Below are 17,723 nucleotides of genomic sequence, written 5' to 3'. Positions count from 1 at the left end.
TAGAAAATTCATAGCGTTGAAATGACGATAAGCGCAATATAATAATTCAAGTAAATTATCTTATTGACAAATGCCCGCCTTCAGAGAACCGTAGAGAGCGACCGGGGGTCAGGCTTGCATGGGGGTGGAACACGGAAAATCCCGCTGCCGGCAAATCGATGAGAGCGCGCGAAAGCGCGGATAAAGGGAACGATCACTCCGCATCCGGAAGACCGGGCGGGGAAAATGGAGGCTTACATGCGCAGGGCAACTTTGTTCGCCGGCTTGGTCGCCGGCTTCAGCACATTTGCGTTCAACGCCGCTCAGGCGGTTGAAATCGAATATTGGCAATATGTCTTCGACACACGCGTCAAAGCGATGGACGAGCTTATTGCGGAGTTTCAGAAGGCCAATCCTGACATTACCGTCAAACAGGTGACCTTCCCTTACGCCGACTACCAGACGCGCGTCATTGCCGCCAACATGTCCGGCAAGGGCCCTGACGTCATGCAGCTGTTTTACGGCTGGCTGGATAAGTTTGCAGCCGGCGGCATCTTGCAGCCGCTGCCGACCGACGCTTTCCCGCATGACAAGATCGAAAGCGATTTCTTCCCGATCGTCAGCGCCATGAAGCGCGGCGACGATTATTACGGCCTGCCGACGGCGGTTCGTTCGCTTGCACTTTTCTACAACAAGAAGCTCTTCACCGAAGCGGGCCTCGATCCCGCCAACCCGCCGAAGACGCTGGACGAATTCGTCGCTGCCGCAGAAAAGATCGCCAAGCACGACGCCGCTGGAAACCTCACCGTCGCAGGCTCCACACTCGATATGGGTGGCCAGGACCACCAATGGTGGCGCGAGGTTCTCATCCGCCAATATGGCGGCGAGCCCTACACCGATAACGACCAGAAAGTCGCCTATGACAGCGAGGCGGGTGTTCAGGCCCTGAAGTTCTACACCAGCCTGCAGCTTGAAAAGAAGATCGGTCAGGTGGGCTTCATGGATGAAGGCCAGGCCGCCTTCCGCGCCGGCAAGGCGGGTATGACCATCGACGGCACGTTCCGGCTGGGATCGTTCAGAACCATCAAGGACTTCGAGTGGGGCGTGACCGAGCTTCCCACCAATGACAAGAATATCCGCTCCAACTATGCCAGCTATTTTGCCAACGGCATCAGCGCCAAGACGAGCGGCGAAGAGCTTGAAGCGTCGAAGAAATTCCTCGCCTACATCTCCTCACCGGAAGCCATGGCGATCTGGCTGAAGACCGTGGGCGAATTGCCGGCACGGCGTGCGGCAGCTCTGACCGAAGAGAACCTGAAGGACCCGGTCTACGCACCGTTCCTGAAGGGTCTCGAATACGCCCACACCACCCTGTTCATGGACGAGGCCGCCCAGCGGCAGAACGCCATCGACATGACGAACCGGATTTTGCTCGAGGGCCAATCCGTCGAAGACTCCATCAAGCAGGCCGCCGGGGCCGAGCAGGAAATCATCGACGCGGCCAAACCCTAAAACCCAGGTCCAGACATGACAGCGATCGATCAACAGGGGGCGGCATCCGGCCGCCCCGGCGGCTCCTTCGGGGATCGCTTTTCCATGCGCACGAAACGGCTTGTGTGGATCTGGAGCTTTCTGGCTATCCCGATCCTGTTCTACAGCATCATCCGTTTTTACCCGACACTGCAGGCCTTCTGGCTGTCCTTCACCAACTGGGACCTGCTGCGGCCGGCAAAATTCATCGGCGTCGCCAATTACGTCAAGCTGTTCAAGGACCCGCAATTCTGGAAGGTCTTCAGGAACACCTTCACCTATCTCATCATCGGCACGCCCATCAGCCTCGTTCTGGCTTTTGTCATCGCCTTTTATCTTGATCGGGTGCGTATCCTCCACGGCTTCATCCGCGCGCTCTATTTCCTGCCCTATCTGACGACGGCAGCGGCGATGGCCTGGGTCTGGCGCTGGTTCTATCAGCCGCCGCCGATCGGCATCATCAACGACGTATTCGGGATGATCGGAATTCCGCAGCAGCCGTTCATCCGCTCCACCGATCAGGCGCTTTATTCGGTCATGGTGACAGCCATCTGGGCGGGCCTCGGTTTCCAGATCATCATCTTCATGGCGGGCCTGCGCTCCATTCCGTCGACATTTTATGAAGCCGCGCGCATCGACGGTCTTGGCGAGTGGGCGATCCTTCGAAAGATCACGCTGCCTCTCCTGAAACCAACCACCGTCTTCCTCGTGGTCTTCTCCTCGATCGGCTTCCTGCGGATTTTCGATCAGGTCTACAACATGACCACGAACGATCCGGGCGGCCCGCTCGGCTCAACCAAACCGCTGGTGCTGATGATCTACCAGACTGCGTTCAATTCCTATGCGATGGGTTATGCCGCCGCGCAGACGGTCGTCCTGTTCACCATTCTTCTTGTCGTATCGCTGGTCCAGCTCTGGGTCCTGAGGGAAAAGAAATGAGCGAAGCGCTGCCACTCTCCCACGCCCGCATCCGCCCCGGCCGCATCCTTGCCTGGACGCTGTTGTTCATCGGCGGCCTGATCATGGTCTCGCCGCTGCTCTTCATGTTTTCCACCTCGTTCAAGACGGCGGACCAGGTCTATGACCTCCGGCTCATTCCCGCAGCACCGACGCTTGCAAACTACATAACGGTGATGGCCGACGGCCGTTTCCTCCGCTGGTTCTTCAACTCGATCTTCGTTGCGGTCATCGTCACCCTTTCCAACTGCTTCTTTGACAGCCTGGTTGGTTATACGCTCGCAAAATTCGAGTTCCGCGGTCGCTACTTCATCTTCCTCGCGATCCTTTCGACGCTGATGATCCCGACGGAGATGCTCGTCATCCCGTGGTATCTGATGTCCAGCCAGCTTGGCTGGCTCGACAGCTACTGGGGCATCATGTTCCCTGGAATGATGACGGCCTTCGGCACCTTCCTGATGAAACAGTTCTTCGAGACGGTTCCGAACGACTTCATCGAGGCAGCGCGCGTCGACGGGCTGAACGAATTCCAGATTTGGTGGAAGGTCGCCCTGCCGCTGGTGACGCCCGCGCTCTCCGCACTGGCAATCTTCACCTTCCTCGGCAACTGGACTGCATTCTTCTGGCCGCTCATCGTCACCACCAGCAAGGAACTCTACACCCTGCCGGTCGGCCTCTCGAGCTTTGCCGTGGAACAGCAGATCCAGTGGGAAATGATCATGACGGGCGCTGCCATTGCGACCATCCCAACCCTTATCGTCTTCATCGTCCTGCAACGCTACATCGTTCGCGGTGTGATGCTGGCAGGCCTGAAAGGATAACACCATGGCCGATATGAACCCGCGCCTGTCCGACACCAGCAAGTTTCCCGATCCTGTCTACAAGGAAACCGTGCTGCGTCCGCTTTTCGACGGCGCCAAGAACCACCATGTCGACGGTTTCCGCCGCATCGACCGCGCCCATCTGGTCATGCTGCGCGAAACCGGCATTCTCGATGCGGACACGGCAGCGAAAATCGCCGGAGCGCTTGATGACATCGACAGGACCATCAACCCGTCGGAACTGGTCTATACCGGCGAGGTCGAGGATTTCTTCTTCCTCATTGAAAAGGAACTGAAAGCCCGCATCGGTGTCGATATCGCCGGCCGCCTGCACACGGCCCGCTCGCGCAACGACATCGACCACACGCTTTTCAAGATCGGTCTGAAAGAGAAGATCGACACGCTCACCGCCAAGGCGCGGCTTCTGCTGGCGGCCCTGATCGACGCTGCCGAGCGCAATGAAAAGACGCTCATCGTCGCCTATACGCACGGGCAACCGGCCCAGCCCACCACCTTCGGCCACTATCTTTCTGCCGCCATCGAAGTGCTGATCCGAGATATCGACCGTTTCACTGAAGCGCGGCGTATCGTCGATCTGTCGCCGATGGGTGCTGCCGCCATTACCACCTCGGGCTTTCCGATTGATCGGGCGCGTGTTGCAGAACTTCTCGGCTTTGCGGCACCCTTGCGCAATTCCTATTCCTGCATCGCCGCCGTCGATTATACGACGGCGACCTATGGCGCCATCGAACTGATGTTCCTGCATCTCGGCAGGCTCATTCAGGACTTCCAGTTCTGGACGAGCTTCGAAGTCGGGCAAATCTATGTGCCGAATTCGCTGGTGCAAATCTCGTCGATCATGCCGCAGAAACGAAATCCGGTCCCGATCGAACATCTGCGCCACCTTGCCAGCCAGACATTCGGGCGGGCACGGACTATGCTCGACGTGATGCACAACACGCCCTTCACCGACATGAACGACAGCGAGGGTGAAACCCAGGGCATGGGTTACGAAGCCTTCGCCTCTGCCGGCCGGATGCTCGATCTCCTTGCCAGCCTCGTCGGCAAGATCAGCATCGATCCGGAAAGGGTCGACCAGAATATTCGCCGGTCCTGCATCACCATCACGGAACTGGCGGATTCCCTCGTGCGCATCGAAGACCTGTCATTCCGGCAGGCCCATGAAATTGCCGCGACCGTCGCCAAGAGCGTTGTCGCGCTGAAGGGTGACCTGCCAAACGACGGTTACCAGCCGTTCCGCAAGGCGTTCCAGGAACTGACCGGACGCGAGACCGGCGTTGACGAGGAAAAGTTCAGGCAGATCGTCTCGCCCGAGCACTTCGTCGCCGTGCGCAGCCGCTTCGGCGGCCCTGCCCCCGAACCGATGCGGGAGGCGATTGCGGCCTATCGCGACAAGCTTGGAACGCTTGAAGCCGAGGCACAAAGATCCGCTGACCACGAAGCGGCGAAAGCCGCAGAGCTTGCAGAGAAATTTACCGCCCTGACGGGAGCGCGATAATGGCGACAATCGAACTCAATAAACTCGTAAAGCGCTACGGCAAGGTGGAGGCGGTCAAAGGCATCGACCTTGCCATTGAAGACGGCGAATTCGTCGTTTTCGTCGGTCCCTCCGGCTGCGGCAAATCCACGACGCTGAGAATGATCGCGGGTCTGGAGGAGATTTCCGGCGGGACGCTGAGAATCGCCGGGAACGTCGTCAACGAGAAAGAACCGAAACAGCGCAACATCGCCATGGTCTTCCAGAACTATGCGATCTACCCGCATATGACGGTTCGCCAGAACATCGGCTTCGGGCTCTATACCTCAAAGCTCGACAAGGCGGAAAAGAACCGGCGTATCGAAGAGGCCGGTCGGGTGCTCGGACTTGAGGCATTGCTCGACCGTCGCCCCGCGGCCCTCTCGGGCGGCCAGAGACAGCGCGTCGCCATCGGCCGCGCCATGGTGCGCGATCCCTCAGCTTTCCTTTTCGATGAGCCTCTCTCCAATCTCGATGCACAATTGAGATCGCAGATGCGCATTGAAATCAAGCGCTTGCATCAACGTCTTAAGACGACAACCGTATACGTCACCCACGATCAGGTGGAAGCCATGACCATGGCGGACCGGATCGTCGTCATGAAGGACGGCCATATCCTGCAGGTCGGCACGCCCTCGGAGCTTTACGAGACGCCGGTGGATGTCTTCACCGCGCGGTTCATCGGCAGTCCCTCGATGAACCTGCTGCGCGGCACGAGAACAGATAACAGTGTTGCGCAGTCGGCCACGGGCGATCTGCTGATCGGCATTCGCCCGCATGATCTGCTTGTTGGAGAAGGCGAGACCAATCAAGGGTCCTTCTCCCTCGAAGGGACGGTCACCGCCGTGGAGCCGCTCGGCCCCGAAACGCTGGTTCACCTCGATACGGCCACGACGTCCGTGATCGCGACGGCAAGAGGCAAGTCCATTCCAACTGTGGGCAGCCGGTTGCAATGCCAGGCGCAGGCAGGCGCGCTCTATGTTTTCGATGCCAAGACGGAAAAGCTTCTGGGCCGCGCATGATGACGACAGTCACGGATAAATCAGCGGTCATCAGTGTTGGCCGCATCTATTGCGACCTCATTTTCACCGGGCTTGACGAATTGCCGGTGCTTGGCCGGGAACTGTTTGCCAGCGACATGGAAATCGCCGCTGGCGGCGGGGCTTTCATTGCGGCGGCCCATTTCGCCCATATCGGTCGCACGGCCACGCTGCTGGCAAGGCTCGGCACCGACACATTCTCGCGGGCCATCGGCGAGAAGATGCAGCAGAGCGGTGTGGACCTGCAATTCCTGGAGCATTCGGCGGATGCGGGGCCTCAGGTCACCGTCGCAACCGTGGTTGGCCAGGACAGGGCGTTCCTGACCCGGCGTGCCGGTGCCGCTCGCCCATCGACCCTTGATGCCGCCTTTGGCTGGAAAAGGGCCTGCCATCTGCACATCGCCGAATTCGCCACGCTTCACGAAATCCCCGATCTCGTTTCGCGTGCGAAGCATAGCGGACTGTCCGTCTCGCTCGACCCTAGCTGGGATGCCTCGCTTATTTACGACAAGGGCCTGCTCAAAGCCTGCGAAGGCGTCGACGTGTTTTTGCCCAACCTCGAAGAAGCCGAAGCGATCACGGGCCATTCCGACCCCGAGGCGGCTATCAGGGCGCTTTCCGATGCATTTCCTGTCGTCGCCCTGAAAGGCGGCGCGCAGGGCGCGTGGGTTTCCGCGCAGGCAGGACTGCACCATGCGGCGGCGAAGAGCGTCCCGGTCATCGATACGACCGGCGCGGGTGACGCGTTCAATGCCGGTTTCATCGATGCCTGGCTTCGGCGCGAGGGCGAGAAGCAATGCCTGGAGGCCGGTGTGGCGGCGGGCAGCCTTGCCGTGCAGGCCACGGGCGGCGCGCCGCGAGCCAACGCCGCCGCATAATCCCTACCAGCGTTACTCGCCGCGCGGGTAACGCTGGTTCTCTTCCAGAACATTCAGATCCATGTGGTTGCGCATGTAGCGCTCCGACGCCTTCTGCAAAGGCTGATAATCCCACGGATAATAAGCGCCGTTACGCAGCGCCTTGTAGACCACCCAGCGCCGCGCCTGGCTTTCCCGCACCGATGCGTCGAAAACGGGCAGTTGCCAGCGCTGGCCGATCTCGGCGGAAAGCGATGACAGCACGTCGGCAAACTCGGGATTGTCGGCAAGGTTCGTGCGCTCCTGAGGATCAGCCTCAAGATCATAGAGCAGCGGCGGATCGGCCTCGCAGACCGAGAGCTTGTAGCGGCCGTCCCTGATGGCGACGAGCGGCGCGATCGAACCCTCGGCCGCATATTCCATCGGCACCGGACCGCGCTCGCCAGTACCAGCAGCCAAAGCCGACAGGTCTTCCCCATCCGTCCAGCGTTTGAGAGAGGTAATATCGAGCCCGGCCAACCCGCAGAGTGTCGGCGTGACATCCAGCGTCGAGACCGGCGCGTCGATGAGCGCCGGTTGCCAGCCGGGTGCTGCGATCATCAGGGGGACACGGGCCGAGCCCTCGAAAAAGCACATCTTGAACCATAGGCCGCGCTCGCCCAGCATATCACCATGGTCGGACAGGAAAAGGATGATCGTGTCCTCCTCCATGCGCGTCGCCTTCAGCACGTCGAGAATTTCGCCGACCTTTTCGTCGATATAGGAGATATTGGCGAAATAACCGCGCCGTGCCCGGCGTATCTCTTCCGGCGAGATATCGAAGGCCCGATGGTCGCAGGCTTCCAGCAACCGCCTCGAATGCGGGTCCTGCTCCTCGAAGGGAAGCGCTTGCACCTGCGGGTCGAGCGCCGTGCAATCCTCATAGAGATCCCAGAATTTCCGCCGCGCCACATAGGGGTCATGGGGGTGGGTGAAGCTGACGGTCAGGCACCAGGGCCGGTCATCGAGGCGACGCGACAGGTCATATAGTTTGCGGGTGGCGTGATAGGCGACTTCGTCGTCGTATTCCATCTGGTTGGTGATTTCGGCAACGCCCGCGCCGGTCACCGAACCGAGATTGTGATACCACCAGTCGATCCGCTCGCCCGGCTTGGCATAGTCAGGCGTCCAGCCGAAATCCGCCGGATAGATATCCGTCGTCAGGCGTTCCTCGAAGCCGTGCAACTGATCCGGACCGACGAAATGCATCTTTCCCGAAAGGCCGGTGTAGTAACCCGCCGCCCGCAGATGATGCGCATAGGTTGGAATGTCGGAGGCGAATTCGGCGGCATTGTCGTAAACCCGCGTCCGGCTTGGCAATTGCCCGGACATGAAGGAAGCCCGGGCCGGTGCGCAGAGCGGGCTCGCCGTATAGCTATTGGCGAAACGGACGGACCGCTCCGCCAACGCTTTCAGATGTGGCGTGTGGAGAAAATCGGCCGGACCATCGGGAAAAAACGTCCCGTTGAACTGGTCGGCCATTAAAATCAAAATATTGGGACGCGGCATTTCACCCTACAGTCTCAAAGGCCAAGTTTGCCTTTGACGGCATCCGCACCCGGCTTGCCATCCAGCGTGGTCACGCCCTGCAGCCAGCCATCCAGCGATGCCGGATTGGCCTTCAGCCACGCCGTTGCCGCCGTCTTGGAATCCTCGCCGCCGAGAATGGAGCCCATCAGGGCGTTTTCCATGCCGATATCGAATTTGAGGTTCTTGAACAGCGTCGCCGCATTCGGGCATTGCTGCGGCCAGCCGGTGCGGGCGAGCGTATAGACTTCCGCGCCGCCGAAATTCGGACCGAAATAGGCGTCGCCACCCGAGAGATAGGCGATATCGATCTTCTCGTTCATCGGATGCGGCGCCCAGGCGAGAAAGACCACCGCTTTCTTGTCCCTGCCCGCCCGTTCCACCTGCGCCAGCATGGCCTGTTCGCCGGATTCGACGAGCTGCCAGCCCTTCAGGCCGAAATCATCGGCGTCGATGATCTTCTGAATATTCTGATTGGCAGGTGCGCCCGGCTCGATGCCGTAAATCTTGCTTTCAAATTCGTCGGCGTGTTTGGCAAGATCGGAAAAATCCTTCACGCCCTTTTCCGCCATATAGGAAGGCACCGCCAGCGTGAACTTGGCGCCTTCGAGGTTCTTCGTCATCACCTCGGCCGCCTTCGCCGCGCTCAGATCATCAACGAAGGATTTCTGGGCGGGCATCCAGTTGCCGAGAAAGACGTCGATCTCGCCGTTCTTCATGGCCTGATAACCGATCGGCACCGACAGCGTCTTCACGTCGGCCTCATAACCCAGCGCATCCAGCAGCACCGAAGCGACGCCATTGGTGGCGGTGATGTCGGTCCAGCCGGGATCGCTGAGGCGGATGGCCTTGCAGGCGGCGTCATCGGCCGCATGAAGCGGGGTGGAGAAGGCCGCCACGGACAGAAACAGGCTGGCGGCGATGCGGTGCAGATGAGAAACGGTTTTCATTGCGGCTCCCCTTTTATTAGTCCAATTTATTGAACACCACATTGTTTTCGCCTGTGAAGCGGGTATTTTTCGATGTCTTATATAAGGATTTTTTATGATAGACAGGCCGCTCGACCTTGGATGGATGCGCATTTTTACCGAGATCGCCCGGCGTGGCAGCCTGACGGCGGCGGCAGCATCATTGCGGCTGACCCAGCCTGCGGTCAGCTATCAGATCCGACGGCTGGAAGACGAATTGGGCGTCGCGCTTGTCCGGCGTAAACATCGCGGCATCGAACTGACAGCCGAGGGGCGAAAACTGTTCGACATCGTCTCGCGCAACGTCGATGCCATCGATCTTCTCGCGCAGCAGCTTCGCCGGACGGAAGAACGGCAGACGATACGGCTGCATACCGACTACGCCTTCTCGTCCCTCTGGTTGATCCCGCGCATGCATGGTTTTCGCGCGCTCAACCCCGATATCAACATCCAGATCGTCGCCACGCAGGATCCGCTCGGACAGGGCAAACATGACAGCGACGTGATGATCATTTTCGGCACGCGGCAGGATGCGGGCGACGGTGCGGTGCTGCTGCTTTCCGAGAAGGTCACGCCCGTCTGTTCGCCGGCGCTTCTGGCGGAGACACCGGCACCGGCAAGCGTGGCGGATTTTTCACGGCTGAAACTCATCCACCTTGAAAACACCTCGCAGACCCACTGGTTCGACTGGCCTTCCTATTTCAAGCATTTCGGCGTGCCGAGAAGCCCGGAAAACGATGGCGGCGACATCAGCTTCAACAATTACACCATGGTGGTTCAGGCAACGATCGGCGAACAGGGTTTCGCGCTCGGCTGGGCCGGGCTGGTCGATCCGCTGGTCGAGGCGGGCGTGCTGGTGACCGCCGGCCCGAGCCTTGATGCGCCGGGACGTGGTTACTGGCTGATGAGGCCGAAAAATAATGATAGCGCGGTCCGGAAACTTACCGGCTGGCTGATTGACGAGCGGCGATGACGCCGCCCGCCAGCGTGCTTCGCTTCCGGTTCAGATCGGATAATGCAGCGGACCGTCCTGAAGCGTGACCCAGCGCAATTCGGTGAATTCCGCAATGCCCGCCGTTCCCCCGAAACGGCCGTAACCCGAGGCCTTCACCCCGCCAAAGGGCATCTGCGCTTCGTCGTGAACAGTGGGGCCGTTAATGTGGCAAATGCCGCTTTCGATCCGTCCGGCGATGGAAAGCGCCCGCGCCTGATCCCTGCCGAAAATGGCAGCGGAGAGACCGAACTCGGTTTCGTTGGCGATGCTCACGGCCTCATCGATGCTTGCGGCCCGGATGATGGAAACGACCGGACCGAAACTCTCCTCCGAATAAAGCCGCATGGCCGGTGTGACGCCATCGACGGCAAGCGCATCGATCATCGTGCCGCTTCCGCTGCCGCCGGCCACCAGACGAGCGCCCTTGGAAACGGCATCATCCACCAGCGCCCGGATGCGGGAGGCGGCCTCGGCGCTGACCAGCGAGCCAAGCGGCGTTTTGCCCTCGCGCGGATCGCCGGCCTTCAGGCTCGCCGCTTTTTTGGCAAAGGCTTCCACGAACGTGTCCGCAACGCTGTCGAGCACGATGATACGTTCCGTCGACATGCAGATCTGGCCCTGGTTCATGTAGGCGCCGAAGGCCGCGGCAGCCACTGCCGCATCGATATCGGCATCATCAAGCACGATGAAGGGGGCCTTGCCGCCAAGCTCCAGCAATGCGGGCTTCAGGTAACGGCCCGCCGTTTCGGCAATCACGCGGCCGACGCGGGTGGAACCGGTGAAATTCACCCGTCTGACGGCAGGATGGGCAATCAGCGCATCGACGATCTTCGCCGCATCTTCCGGCGCATTGGAAACCGCATTGAGCACTCCTTTGGGCAGACCGGCGGAGGCGACCGCCTCGATGATCAGCGCATGGGTGCGCGGGCAAAGCTCCGACGTCTTCATCACCACGGTATTGCCGCAGGCAAGCGGCGTGGCGATGGAGCGAACGCCGAGAATGACCGGCGCATTCCACGGCGCCATGGACAAAACGACGCCGGCTGGCTGGCGAAGCGCCATCGCCATTGTTCCCGGACGGTTGGAGGGGATGATCTCGCCCTTGATCTGCGTGGTAAGGCTCGCCGCCTCAACCAGCATGTCGCTTGCCAGCTTCACGTTAAAACCGGCCCAGGCATCCGTCGCGCCGATCTCCTCCTTCATCGCCTGGGTAATCTCAGGCCCGGCAGCGAGAAGCGCTTGCGCCGCCGCCAGAAGCAGGCGGCGGCGCTCACCGGGTGACGTTGCCGACCAGACGGGAAAGGCGGCCGCTGCGGCATCCGCCGCACGCGTGGCATCCTCCAGCGTTGCCGCCGCCGCACTGGTCGCCACGTCTCCGGTGATCGGGTTGTTGCGCTCGAAACGTTTGCCGTTTGCGGCCGGGCAATGGTCGCCGCCGATGAAAAGATTGACAGTCTGCATGGTCTTCCTCCTGAATTCAGACAATGGCGGCGGTGGTGCCGCCGAGAAACGCCCGTTGCACGGCGGGATCGGCGGAGAGGGCTTCAGCCGTGCCCGCACCCACGATCCTTCCTGCTTCCAGCAAATAACCGCGATCGGCAAGTGCGAGGCTTTCGCGCACATTCTGCTCCACCAGCAGGATGGAGAGGCCGCTCCTTTTGATCTGCGCCAAAGCGGCAAACAGCTCCTGCGTGACGATGGGTGCAAGACCAAGGCTCGGCTCGTCCAGCAGCAGATAATCCGGTGCCGACATCAGAGCACGGCCGATGGCGACCATCTGCTGCTCTCCGCCGGACATGGTTCCGGCAATCTGCTGCCGCCGCTCCGCCAGGCGCGGAAACAATGAAAAGATATGCTCGCGTGTCGCCTTTTCCGCCGCACGAGCGTGACGGGGGTTCGCGCCGAGACGCAGATTTTCCGCAACCGTCAGCGCCGCAAAAATTCCGCGCCCCTCCGGCACCAGCGCCACGCCGCGCTCCACGATCTGGTGGGCGGGAACTTTGGCGAGGGAGGCGCCATTGACACGCACCTCTCCCGAGGCCGATGCGACGAGCCCCCCGACTGCTTTCAGCAGCGACGACTTGCCAGCGCCATTGGCGCCGAGAAGCACGACCGTCTCACCCGGCGCGACATTGAGAGAAATGCCGTCAACCGCGAGATGTTTGCCGTAACGGATTGTAAGCGCGTCTATTTCAAGCATGTGCCGCTCCCAGATAGGCGGAAATGACCTGCGGATCGTCAAGAACCTCCGAAGTCGGCCCGTCGGCGATCTTGCGGCCGGCGGCCATGACCACCGAACGCGGGCAGAGCGCGCGAACGGCAGCCATGATGTGTTCAACGAGCAGGATCGTCGTGCCCTCGGACGCCAGACGACGGATCAGCGCAATTCCTTCCTGAAGCTCGGTGGGATTGAGGCCGGCCAGCCATTCGTCCAGCAACAGAAGCTTTGGCTCACCTGCCAGCGCCCGCGCCAGCTCAAGCCGCTTCTGGTCGATATAGGTGAGATCACCGGCCGGCATGGTCTCTCGCCCGGCAAGTCCGATCCTTTCAAGGCAGGCGCGGGCAACCCTCTCCGCCTCGAGCCGGGCCAGCCGCTGCGGGCCGAACATGGCCGACACAGCGACATTTTCAAGCAGGGAAAGCGAGGGCAGCAGCCGCACGAGCTGGAAAGTGCGCGCCACGCCGGCACGCGCGATAACATCCGGCCGCCTGCCCGCTATCTCCTGCCCCTTGAGGCGGATCGAACCATCGGTCGGCTTCAACGCACCGGAAATCAGGTTCATCAGCGTGGTCTTGCCGGAACCGTTCGGCCCGAGCAGCCCGACGACCTCGCCCGCCTTGATGGTGAGGCCAAGACCATCGACCGCCTTCAGCCCGCCGAAAGTCTTGCGGATATCGGTGATTTCAAGAACCGTGCTCATGCGGTTTTCTCCTTCCCGCGCAACTTCTCCAGCGCCGCCAGCACACCATCCGGCAGGACGAAGACGATGAGAATGAAAAGGCCGCCGAGGATGATGGAAAAATGGTTGGGGAAATTGGCGCCCAGCCATTCAAACAGCAGGAAGAGCGGCACTGCTCCGAGGATCGGTCCCCACCGCCGGGTTGCCCCGCCAAGCAGAGCCATGATGACGGTCAAGAACGATACCTGCGGGTTGAACACGATCGCCGGCTCGATATAGACCCAGCGCGGCGCCTGGATGGCCCCGACAATCGTGATGATGGTGGACGAGAGCACGAACAGCGTCAGCTTGGTGCGGGCAAGATTGATGCCCGCATGCGCAGCCACGACCTCGTCATCGCCGATCGCCTTCAGCGCCAGCCCCAGCTTGCTGCGATCGATCAGGATCGCCAGAAGAAGTGTCACGACAGCCAGCGCCAGCAATTGCCACAGCACGTGTTGCGGCTCCAGCGGCAGAAAAATGTAGCGCCCGAGCGTGCCCGTCACATTCACCTCGTACCACGTGATGAGCTGGCGGATGAGTTCGGCAAGACCGAAGGAGAAGATCACGAAATAAATGCCCGCAACCCTGAGCGTCGAAAGCCCGACGACAAGCGCCAGCCCCGCGCCGACGAGAGCCGCGCACAACAGCACCAGCGGCCATGGCAAAACCTCGCTCAGCACCGCGACCGTATAGGCCCCGACACCGAAGAAGGCGACGGTGGCGAGCGAAATATAACGTGTCGGACCGGAAAACATCGCCCAGGCGGAGGCGAGCGTCGCATAACCGAGAAGGCCGATGATGACGCCCACGCCATAGGCATCGAAAAACCAAGGGGAAAGCGCCAGCAGCGCAACCGCTGCAAGGCCGAGAAGAACGGGGATCATTTGCCCCTCCTTGCGAAGATGCCTTCCGGCCGCCACAGCAGCACCACGAGGAAGAGCAGATAGGTGGCGGCAAGTGTGAGGCCGGGATCGACATAAACAAGGACGAAGGTTTCCACGAGACCGAGCAGCAGGCCGGCCACCAGCGCGCCGAGCAGATTGCCGACACCGCCCATGATGACGACGACGAGCGCCTTCATGGTAAAGACCACGCCGTAAGAGGCGGAGAAGGTCTGATACATCGAGATCATCACCCCACCCGCGACGGCAAGCGCACCGCCAAGGGCAAAGCCGATTGAGGCCACACGATTGACGTCAATGCCGACCAGCGGCGCAGACTGGGGCGCAAGCGCCACCGCGCGCAGGTTGAGACCCCAGCGGCTATGGGTGAGAGCGAGATAAAGGCCACCGCCGATTGCAACCGAGAGGCAGAAGGACAGGAGCCGGTTCAATGCCACGGTCGTGCCGAAGATATCGACGCCATCGGCAAGATAGGAATAGGAGTGATAATTGCCGCCGAAGACCACGAGCATGATGCCCTGAATGACGAAGAGCAGGCCGAAGGTCGCCAGAATGGAATCGACTTCCAGACGGCCGGAACCGCCCGAACGGCGCACCAGCGGCCGCATCATGACACGGTAGATCAGGAATGACAGGCCGTAGCCGAGCGGCACGATGATGAAGAGCGACCAGAGCGGCGAGAGGCCGTAACTGGAAAACAGCACAAAGGTGATGAAGGCAGCGGCAATCAAGACCTCGCCATAGGCGAGGTTCATGATGCGGGCGATGCCATATTGCAGCGAAAGTCCAAGCGCGATCAGCGCGTAGGTCCCTCCCAGCATCAAGCCGAAGATGAGGGTGGATAAAAACAAGGGGATCTCTCCAGTATGGGAAGTGACCGAAGCCTGCGGGCCGGGGTTTACCACCCCGGCTCGCAAGGACTTACCATTGCGGCTTCGGAACGACTGGCTTTGCCGCACCCGGCCGGTCTGCGGGGGCAATCGCCACGAAACGATCGCCCTGCCATTGCCCCGCCCACCAGAGCTGGCGAAGCTGGTTGTCCTCGAGCTTCACCGGGCCGATGACGGTTTCGAAACTTCCCGTCGAAAGCTCGCCCGCAACCGCCGCCTTGTCGAGGCCGACGCGCTGGATGGACTGGGCGAGCATTTCGAGGCTCGCATAGGTGATGGCGCTTGCCCAGCTGTCCGGCTTTACGCCGATGAAGGCCTCGTGGCGCTTGAAATAGTCCTCGATCTTTGCGCTGCTGCCATCGACACCGCCGATGCTGATCACGCCCTCATGTTTGCCATCCGACACTTTCGGGAAGATCGGGAAAGCACCGCCGACGCCGACATAGAGCACCTTCGGGTTGAACTTTGCCGTCTGCGCCTGTTTCGTCACCGCGAAACTGTCAGGCGGATAGGAAAACGCGATGAAGCTGTCGGCCCCGCTCGCCGCCGCCTCATTGACCAGCGCTGCGAAATCGGAGGTGCCGACCGGATAAGTCTTGTCATAGGCAAGCGTAAAGCCCGCTTCCTTCAGCGCCGGCCGCGCCGCCTTGATGAGATCGATGCCGAAACCGTCGGCCACGGAAATCACCGCGACCTTGTCATTGATCTGGCCGGCAGCGCGCGCGGCTTTCAGAACGTCGGCAAGCGCATTGGCATAGTCATGGCCGCCGCCCAGCATCCAGAAGCTCTTTTTCCAGCGCGCCGCAAAATCGGGCGCCTTGTCTGTCACGCCGGTCACGGCCAGCTGCGGATACCCGAAACGGTCGTAAAGCGGCGCGACGGCGAGGTTGAACCCCGTGCCCCAGGGCGGCAGGATGAAATCGACCTTGTCCTGGCTTGCCAGGCGCTCGGTAAACCGCACCGCGTCTTCGGCAGACGAGCGGTCGTCATATTCGACCACGTCCACCGGCAGCCGCTTTCCGTCCGGCAAGGTGAGGCCGCCGGCATCGTTGACTTCCTTCACCCATAATTTGTAGTTCGGAATGGTGGTGATGCCCGCGCCCGTGGCATTGGCGCCGCTTTTGGAAACGGCGTAACCGATCTTCACCGATGTACGGTCCTGTGCATGGACATGGCCGAGCGACACTGCCGACAGGGCAGCACCGGAGAGCAGGCAGAACAGCGTTCTGCGCTTCAGATTATTCATGATTTTCCTCCCAAGGCGCGTTAGTGGGGTGGCCGTTCTCCTCAAGGCTTTCCCTGCGCTGATGAAAGTTTAGCAACGACAGGCGCATATAAAATGCACTAGTGTAGTGCATTATTGTACTTTTGGGGGATGAATGCCGCTTCACAGCCAGATAGCTGCAAACAGGATTGAGACGACGGCGCGCATGCTCACCTCGTCGCTACGCGTGTCTGAGTTCAAACTGGAACGCGGCGGAGCCCATCTTGTCCTCCTCTCTGCCGGGGAAGCGGAGATCGTTCAGGGAGAAAGGACACTTGTCATTACCGCACCGGGGCTTGCCTGGTTGCCCTCCGCCGGTCCAGTCGGCCGCCTGAGGCTCCATGCCGGCAGTCGCGGATCGCTGCTGAAAACGACCGAAATCGGCCTTGCGCACGCCATGCCGACCGGAACGAGCGCCATGACGGTGCGAAGCACATTGCAGCGCGTCCTGACACAAACGCTGACGGAAAAGGATCGGAAGGAACTGGCGGGTTATCTCGACACCATCGCGGATGAAAATTTCCGGTCGACAACCGGCTCGGATACGATCATCGCCAGCCTGTTATCCGTCACCCTTATCCGCATCTGCCAGCGCGCCATGGCCGACGTTGCAGGTGCGGCTTCCACGGCGGGCAGCCTTACCGAGCGGTTTGTGCTGCTGGTCAGCCAGCACAAGCGCGACCAATGGGACGTGGAAGACTATGCGGGGCAACTCGGCGTCAACCGTGAACGCCTCGGATTTGCGGTGCGCAAGGCGACAGGGCTTTCACCACAGGCCTATATTCACCGCGAACTGCTTTCCGAAGCCCGCGACCTTCTTCTCAACTCTTCACTGCAAGTTGCTGAAATCGCGTTTCGATTGGGATTTCAGGACCCGGGATATTTCAACCGCTTCTTCACCCGCAACGAGGGCACCTCACCCGGACGTTTCCGGCGAATGGGGATGCGCATGCAGACCATACCGCCGCCGTCCTATGCGGCATGGCCGTGAGTTCTGTTCCATGATTGGAATGCAAGCATTGTCATGTTGCCATGCGATCCCGCAACAAAGTAAGCCCTGGAACCTCCGCACCGGCCATCCGTTGATCTCCAGATGAATGAAATCACGAAGGAGATGACAATGAACGACAAAAAGGAACCGGGCGATTTCGCCGACAAGAAGCGCCAAGAACAGGGCCGCGGCGTCATCGTCGCGGGGCCGGCTGCCCATGAAAATGAAAAGGGCGGCAAAGCGCCGTCGGGGAAAGCCGAAAAATCATCCCCGGACAAACCGATAAAGTCCTCGGACCGTAGATAAGTTGGTGAGGTTGCGCGGCTTTACATTCAAGCCAAAAACTTCTGAATCCTTCTCCTCCGTCATCCTCGGGTTTGTTCCGGGGGTCCACAAATGTCTCAAGCGATTTGACGGGGATGGATCCTCTGGTCAAGCCCGAGGATGACGTCGAGTTCGGGCAACAATCTATCTACTTGCACCTC

17 protein-coding genes are annotated in these 17,723 nt (G+C 60.6%); 9 read left to right on the top strand and 8 right to left on the bottom strand.

The features are described from left to right. Positions 1-225 precede the first annotated feature (225 nt). The 6 genes from G3A56_RS25115 to G3A56_RS25090 are packed head-to-tail and all read left to right on the top strand — an operon-like array spanning position 226 to position 6,742. On the top strand, positions 226-1,491 hold the full coding sequence (locus G3A56_RS25115) for a sugar ABC transporter substrate-binding protein (protein WP_003499460.1): 1,266 nt from the start codon (positions 226-228) through the stop codon (positions 1,489-1,491). 15 nt (positions 1,492-1,506) lie between these two features. Further along, positions 1,507-2,448 (top strand): carbohydrate ABC transporter permease, encoded by a 942-nt coding sequence (locus G3A56_RS25110; protein ID WP_003499458.1) that lies wholly within the window; start codon positions 1,507-1,509, stop codon positions 2,446-2,448. Then, a complete protein-coding gene (locus tag G3A56_RS25105) occupies positions 2,445-3,287 on the top strand; it encodes a carbohydrate ABC transporter permease (protein ID WP_003499456.1) in 843 nt (280 codons plus the stop codon). The genes G3A56_RS25110 and G3A56_RS25105 overlap by 4 nt, the downstream gene beginning before the upstream one ends. A gap of 4 nt (positions 3,288-3,291) precedes the next feature. Next, complete coding sequence (argH, locus tag G3A56_RS25100) at positions 3,292-4,806, top strand: argininosuccinate lyase (RefSeq protein ID WP_082184761.1); 1,515 nt, start codon at positions 3,292-3,294, stop codon at positions 4,804-4,806. Then, positions 4,806-5,846, top strand: a complete 1,041-nt coding sequence (locus tag G3A56_RS25095) for an ABC transporter ATP-binding protein (protein ID WP_082184762.1) — start codon at positions 4,806-4,808, stop codon at positions 5,844-5,846. The genes argH and G3A56_RS25095 overlap by 1 nt, the downstream gene beginning before the upstream one ends. Further along, positions 5,843-6,742 (top strand): carbohydrate kinase family protein, encoded by a 900-nt coding sequence (locus tag G3A56_RS25090; protein ID WP_082184763.1) that lies wholly within the window; start codon positions 5,843-5,845, stop codon positions 6,740-6,742. The genes G3A56_RS25095 and G3A56_RS25090 overlap by 4 nt, the downstream gene beginning before the upstream one ends. A gap of 12 nt (positions 6,743-6,754) precedes the next feature. Here the strand turns inward: G3A56_RS25090 and betC are convergent, their stop codons facing one another. Beyond that, a complete protein-coding gene (gene betC / locus G3A56_RS25085; protein WP_082184764.1) occupies positions 6,755-8,269 on the bottom strand; it encodes a choline-sulfatase in 1,515 nt (504 codons plus the stop codon). A 14-nt stretch (positions 8,270-8,283) separates the two neighbouring features. Then, on the bottom strand, positions 8,284-9,237 hold the full coding sequence (gene choX / locus G3A56_RS25080) for a choline ABC transporter substrate-binding protein (protein WP_082184765.1): 954 nt from the start codon (positions 9,235-9,237) through the stop codon (positions 8,284-8,286). A 94-nt stretch (positions 9,238-9,331) separates the two neighbouring features. Between choX and G3A56_RS25075 the strand changes: the two genes are divergently transcribed. Then, positions 9,332-10,228: a choline sulfate utilization transcriptional regulator gene (locus G3A56_RS25075; RefSeq protein ID WP_082184766.1), complete on the top strand. Its 897-nt coding sequence runs from the start codon at positions 9,332-9,334 to the stop codon at positions 10,226-10,228. Positions 10,229-10,258: 30 nt separating this feature from the next. Here the strand turns inward: G3A56_RS25075 and G3A56_RS25070 are convergent, their stop codons facing one another. The 6 genes from G3A56_RS25070 to G3A56_RS25045 all read right to left on the bottom strand — a co-directional run bounded on the left by G3A56_RS25070 (position 10,259) and on the right by G3A56_RS25045 (position 16,229). After that, a complete protein-coding gene (locus G3A56_RS25070) occupies positions 10,259-11,710 on the bottom strand; it encodes an aldehyde dehydrogenase (RefSeq protein WP_082184767.1) in 1,452 nt (483 codons plus the stop codon). A 16-nt stretch (positions 11,711-11,726) separates the two neighbouring features. Continuing rightward, positions 11,727-12,449, bottom strand: coding sequence for an ABC transporter ATP-binding protein (locus tag G3A56_RS25065; RefSeq protein ID WP_082184768.1), 723 nt, complete (start codon positions 12,447-12,449; stop codon positions 11,727-11,729). Then, positions 12,442-13,170 (bottom strand): ABC transporter ATP-binding protein, encoded by a 729-nt coding sequence (locus G3A56_RS25060; protein ID WP_082184769.1) that lies wholly within the window; start codon positions 13,168-13,170, stop codon positions 12,442-12,444. The genes G3A56_RS25065 and G3A56_RS25060 overlap by 8 nt, the downstream gene beginning before the upstream one ends. After that, entirely contained in the window at positions 13,167-14,075 is a 909-nt protein-coding gene (locus G3A56_RS25055) for a branched-chain amino acid ABC transporter permease (RefSeq protein ID WP_082184770.1), read from the bottom strand. The genes G3A56_RS25060 and G3A56_RS25055 overlap by 4 nt, the downstream gene beginning before the upstream one ends. Next, positions 14,072-14,944: a branched-chain amino acid ABC transporter permease gene (locus G3A56_RS25050; protein WP_082184771.1), complete on the bottom strand. Its 873-nt coding sequence runs from the start codon at positions 14,942-14,944 to the stop codon at positions 14,072-14,074. The genes G3A56_RS25055 and G3A56_RS25050 overlap by 4 nt, the downstream gene beginning before the upstream one ends. Before the next feature lie 70 nt (positions 14,945-15,014). Beyond that, a complete protein-coding gene (locus tag G3A56_RS25045) occupies positions 15,015-16,229 on the bottom strand; it encodes an amino acid ABC transporter substrate-binding protein (RefSeq protein ID WP_082184772.1) in 1,215 nt (404 codons plus the stop codon). Between the two features lie 133 nt (positions 16,230-16,362). Between G3A56_RS25045 and G3A56_RS25040 the strand changes: the two genes are divergently transcribed. Further along, positions 16,363-17,238, top strand: coding sequence for a helix-turn-helix transcriptional regulator (locus tag G3A56_RS25040; protein ID WP_082184773.1), 876 nt, complete (start codon positions 16,363-16,365; stop codon positions 17,236-17,238). A gap of 129 nt (positions 17,239-17,367) precedes the next feature. Beyond that, on the top strand, positions 17,368-17,544 hold the full coding sequence (locus tag G3A56_RS28485; RefSeq protein WP_170311461.1) for a hypothetical protein: 177 nt from the start codon (positions 17,368-17,370) through the stop codon (positions 17,542-17,544). The last annotated feature ends 179 nt before the right edge of the window (positions 17,545-17,723 follow it).

It is taken from the genome of Rhizobium oryzihabitans (assembly GCF_010669145.1).
GTDB lineage: Bacteria > Pseudomonadota > Alphaproteobacteria > Rhizobiales > Rhizobiaceae > Agrobacterium > Agrobacterium oryzihabitans.
This window is presented reverse-complemented; position numbering and strand designations above follow the sequence as displayed.